Raw genomic sequence first — 4,834 nt, 5'->3', positions numbered from 1 at the left:
GGAGGCGAAGGAACTGCGCAGGCTCTGCAGCGTGGGGGCGATCTGGTCGAGCGCGAACGCGAAACGACCGCGCAGATCGAGCGGCGCGGTCGTGTAGTTCAACCCGAGGGCCCAGACGGTCATGTATGTGGTTGTGCGAGTCGGCAACGCAGGGCGCTGCGCCCGTGCACAGCCTGTCGCAATCCAATTCCCTCGCACTCGATGGTGCGTGACTATATGTAGCGGAAACCCGAGTGTCCACCTGAGTGCCCGCCGAGGACCTCGTTCCTACCCCACGTAGGACATGTGATCCGGGGCTCCTTCCGTCGTGGGAGGAAAATCCCGATCAGGGCGGCCAGCGTGAATCAAAGTGCCGTTGCGCCAAACGGGTGCGCTGGGGAGCGGCGCTACGCTGTCTTGAGAATGCCTCTGCATCGACCTCATCATTTTGCAATGTGAAATAAATGCTCTTTGAACGACGCATACGGGTGGATCGGCAGGGATTGGTTTTGTAGTTTCAGCACAACGGAACGGACCTTCGCCCCGGTTTTCGGGCGAATTGTTTTGCCCTACCGCAGCGGCTCTGGTGCAATAGCATCAACTTCCCAAAAGGAGGTTGGCCCGGGGTCCGGTGGGAGCACAGAAGTGCCAGTCACGGTGAGCCCTTCGCACCGGAGCCCTATGTTTAACCTTGGAGAAACTTGCAATGAAAAAATCTCTAGTTGCTCTGGCTGCCCTGGCTGTTGCCGGTGTTGCCTCGGCTCAGTCGTCCGTCACGCTGTTTGGTGTGGTCGACGCGTCGATCAGCGGCTATTCGAACACTGCCCGTGACGAACGCGCGACCGTGTTCCCCAACGCTTTCGGTATCCCCACGTACCTGAACCAAGGTTCGGTCAAGACCAGCCGTACGGCACTGGCTAACTCGGGCTACAACTCCAGCCGCATCGGCTTCCGTGGTACGGAAGACCTGGGCGGTGGCCTAGCAGCCAGCTTCTGGCTCGAAGCCCCGATCACCAACGACGACGGTCAAGAAGGTATCGCGACGTTCGCACGTCGTTCGACCGTCAGCCTGTCGGGTGGTTTCGGTGAAATCCGTCTGGGTCGTGACTACACCCCGACGTTCTGGAACGACACCGTGTTCGACCCGTTCGGCACCAACGGCGTTGGCACCAACCTGATCTTCGCATCGAGCGCTCAGCTCGGCGCCTTCGGTACGCCCGCTGCATCGACCGGTGCTGCGACCAACGTTGGCTCGAGCAACTACGTCCGCGCCAGCAACACGATCGGCTACTTCCTGCCCCCGAACCTGGGCGGCTTCTATGGCCAGTTCCAGTACGGCTTCGCTGAGAAGACCAAGTACAGCTCGGGTATCTTCACGCCGAACGTGGCTAACAGCCAGCGTCAAGGTCGTTACGTCGGTGGCCGCTTCGGCTATGCGAACGGTCCTCTGGACGTTGCTGTGTCGTATGGCAGCAGCACCGTGGGTGACGACTACTACGCTGGTACGACCACCAAGACCAACACCCTGAACCTGGGCGCTTCGTATGACTTCGGTCCCGCAAAGCTGTTCGGTGAAGTGTCGCGCGTCAAGAACAAGGTCGACTACGAAGTGACTCCGTTCCTCGGTGGCCGTCCTGACATCGACGTGACCGGCTACCTGCTCGGCGTGACCGTGCCGGTCGGCGCTGGCCTGATCCGCGCTTCGTACTCGCGCGTCAAGTACGACCGCAACCTGCCGTTCGACTTCTTCAACCCGGCCAACAACGCCGACCCGAAGGCGAACAAGCTGGCTCTGGGCTACGTGCACAACCTGTCGAAGCGCACGGCTCTGTACGCCACGATCGCTCGCGTCAGCAACAAGAACGGTGCTGGCCTGACGGTTGGCGGCCCGGCCTTCTACAACAACGCAGCTGGCGCCTTCACCCCGAAGAGCTCCACCGGCTACGACTTCGGTATCCGTCACGCTTTCTAATCTGACGCTGGCGCAAGCCAGCTTCGGTTAAAAAGTCAAAAGCCACCCGACGAAAGTCGGGTGGCTTTTTTGCTTCTGAGTGCCTTGGAACGCAGGGCTGTACCTTCATGGCCGCGCTGGATTCGAACTCTTGTTGAGGAAAAAGGCCTGCACGCCGAATCGGCTGGCACGCGGCAAAAGCAAAGCTGAAGTAAGGCAAACTCAGATCCGGGTGACACGGAACGCTAGGCTTGCTGGGCCCGGCCGTATTTGCATCCAGACGTTCTGATCGTCAGCAGCGGACGATCAATCCAAGAAATCCACTCCCAGTTCATGGCACAGAATGCAAGTCGGTGAAGCGCCAACGCAGAACAAGGTCGATCTGCTCGATCTGAATGACCTCCGGATCTTTACCTATGTAGCGGTCCTCTACAGCTTCTCCGCGGCGGCGGACGAACTGGGTATCAGCAAGTCGAGCGTCAGCCGTAGCATCGTGCGGCTGGAGACCTTGATGGGCACTGCGCTGCTCAATCGGACCACACGCAAGGTCAAGCTTACTCGTGCCGGAAATGTGCTCAAGGACCGAGGCGTCGAGATCATGAAGCGCATCGGTGAGTCCATCGGCTACGTCGGTGATCTGGGCCTCGCACCGCAGGGGCAACTGACGGTCTGCTTCGCTGCGGATGCAGGCCTGGAGGAACGGGTGCAGCAGTCGGTGCTGCCGCGCTTTCTCGAACGGTATGAAGGTGTCAACGTCGTTCTGCGCTCCACCACGCAGAAAGCTGAGCTTCGATCGGAGAACGTGGACATTGCCATTTCGAGCGGTCCAACGCACCCCCCGGGATCCTCGAGGTTTGTCTCTCTATCGCGCTGGCTTGTTGCCTCCCCAGCCTATTTGGCGCGGCGCGGTCCCGTCCAAAACTCGGACGATCTGGGCATGCACGACATCATTGCCACGAATGACCGGGAGACCCACTTCGCGCCCGGGCTGGGCAATCTGTTCGAACTCGATGTCTTCAAGGACGTCCGTCCTCGGGTCAACATTGATGACTTGGTTGGTGCCCGCCACCTGTCGGTCCAAGGGTTGGGGATCACCTGTCTTCCTGAGCACATGTGCCGGGACCAAGTCCGCCAAGGTGAATTGGTGCGCCTGCTCGAGGACTCGGAAATTCGCTCCCTGGAACTGAATGTCTTCTATCCCAGCAAGCGCAGTGCGGCGCCTGTGGTCAGGGCTTTCACCGAACTACTCAGAGCGAGCCTGAGTTTCGTCGCTGAGTCTCTGGCAGACAAGAGCGAGGTCCTCGAAGCGCAGCACGCCGCCGTGGCGATCCCACCGGGTGACGCGTCGGCTCTGCCCGAACTTGCCTCTTCGCCAAATGGCGAGCCGCGCTCTGCCTGAGTTTTGTTGAAGCCACGCCCAGAACTTATGGGATGTCCGCATATTCTCACAATATGAAAATATTGACACGGAACCGCCCTCTCTGGCGTTGCCCGAGAACGCGTTCGCCGCATTGACCGGGGCAATTTCCCATCTTTGAAGATTGTGCTGCGGCGCTGGCCTTTTGTGCTCCCAGATCTAGGGATAGAGCAAGGAGCCCTTGTATTCTCATGGTGGTTGGGGGACGACGCCCCTCGCCAAAAGCGTCCTTGATGCCGAGTCGTCACGAGTTCAATTTAGATAGGACGCCCGTGGGTTGAGTCGGGCACCGAAATGAGATGATCGAACATCATCGGCAACTGCTCGGTGGGCAATGTGCCGATCACGAGTTATTGGCTTATCTTCTTTGGTCAACTCCAGGCTTGGTTCCTTGCAAAAGCCTCGAGGTAGGGCATTTGTCGATCTTGAACTCCTACTGCGATTGTCGGTTACACGACTGTTTCTTTGACGTGCTTTGTTGGTCAAGCTATTCGTGCGAGGCACATTATCTAGCCTTGAGGCTGGCCCTGGGCGCGCTTCTTTTGTTGTTGCATGATTGTCGATGTTGCTGCAATGCCTATGCGCTCGCGAGTTCTTGAATGCGCAGCATGACTGCCACTGAAGTGCCTTTTGGGAATCCGGTAGTGCCTTGCCGCCACCACAGCTTCGCGTGTTTATGATTCGTTAGGATTGACTTCAATTAATGGGTAGCGAAGAATTAATTATCTCGCCAATGCTTTTAATTGGGCCAGGGGCAAGCATCTCATCATGCTCGCAGTCAATTTCGTGAATGAGAAGATCACCCTTGATGAAAGGGGCCCATTTTTCTGCCGCAAAAGATTGACGGGTGCGGGTCGCAACAAAGAGTGTGATATTGCTGCTGAGTTTTGGAGGAATGTGCCTCAGATGCAGTTCAGAGTTGTGTCGCATTACGTCCCACAGGTTTTTTGTTCCATTTGGTATTTTTTCTTTCAAGTTTTCTAGTTCGATTTGAATTTTTTCGGCGGCGAAAACTTTTTTTTCGGCTGGATAGGCGTCGAGTAGAAAGATGTTGTTTTCCTCGACGCCTTGTTTCGAAAGATGGTGCGCAACCATATAGGCAACATGTCCGCCGAAGGACCAGCCAACGATGTTGTATGGCCCTTCGGGCTGGATTTTTCTGATTTCGTCTAAATAATCCTCTGCCATTTCTTCGACCGTTGAGGGCATTTCTTCTGGAGAGTTATGGCCGCGTGCCTGCAGTCCATAAATTGGGAATTTCTTGTCTATATGTCGAAGGAGAGACGCGTAGCCCCAGCTTAGACCGCCGAGTGGGTGGATGCAAAATACAGGCGAAGCTGTGCCGCTCGTCCGAATTGGGATTAAGCAGTCGAAGGAATTCGCACTTGGGTGCAGGCGCTGCGCCAGCTGGGCGACGGATGGTGCTTCGAACAGTGCGCGGATGGCCAGCTCCACGCCCAGGGAGGAGCGGATGCGGCTGATGAGCT

General features: G+C 57.4%; 3 protein-coding genes. 2 read left to right on the top strand and 1 reads right to left on the bottom strand.

Features of this window, described 5'->3' with window-relative positions; translation table 11 throughout:
- The first annotated feature begins 685 nt into the window (after positions 1–685).
- Both FHY06_RS34680 and FHY06_RS34675 read left to right on the top strand, forming a co-directional pair.
- The gene (locus FHY06_RS34680; protein WP_184607691.1) at positions 686–1,951 is read left to right on the top strand and encodes a porin; all 1,266 of its coding nucleotides are present in this window, start codon (positions 686–688) and stop codon (positions 1,949–1,951) included.
- A 322-nt stretch (positions 1,952–2,273) separates the two neighbouring features.
- Positions 2,274–3,329 (top strand): LysR family transcriptional regulator, encoded by a 1,056-nt coding sequence (locus FHY06_RS34675; RefSeq protein WP_184607690.1) that lies wholly within the window; start codon positions 2,274–2,276, stop codon positions 3,327–3,329.
- Between the two features lie 714 nt (positions 3,330–4,043).
- Here the strand turns inward: FHY06_RS34675 and FHY06_RS34670 are convergent.
- A partial coding sequence (locus FHY06_RS34670) for a thioesterase domain-containing protein (protein ID WP_184607689.1) occupies positions 4,044–4,834 on the bottom strand: 791 nt, incomplete at its 5' end.

Source organism: Variovorax atrisoli (assembly GCF_014195185.1).
GTDB classification, from domain to species: Bacteria; Pseudomonadota; Gammaproteobacteria; order Burkholderiales; family Burkholderiaceae_C; genus Variovorax; species Variovorax atrisoli.
The sequence above is the reverse complement of the archived record's forward strand: the minus strand, read 5'-3'. Positions and strand labels throughout refer to the sequence as shown.

What these genes read in the sequence shown, in the direction of transcription:
- FHY06_RS34680 (WP_184607691.1), top strand. Translation starts at nt 686, where the DNA reads ATGAAAAAATCTCTAGTTGCTCTGGCTGCCCTGGCTGTTGCCGGTGTT.
- FHY06_RS34675 (WP_184607690.1), top strand. Translation starts at nt 2,274, where the DNA reads ATGCAAGTCGGTGAAGCGCCAACGCAGAACAAGGTCGATCTGCTCGAT.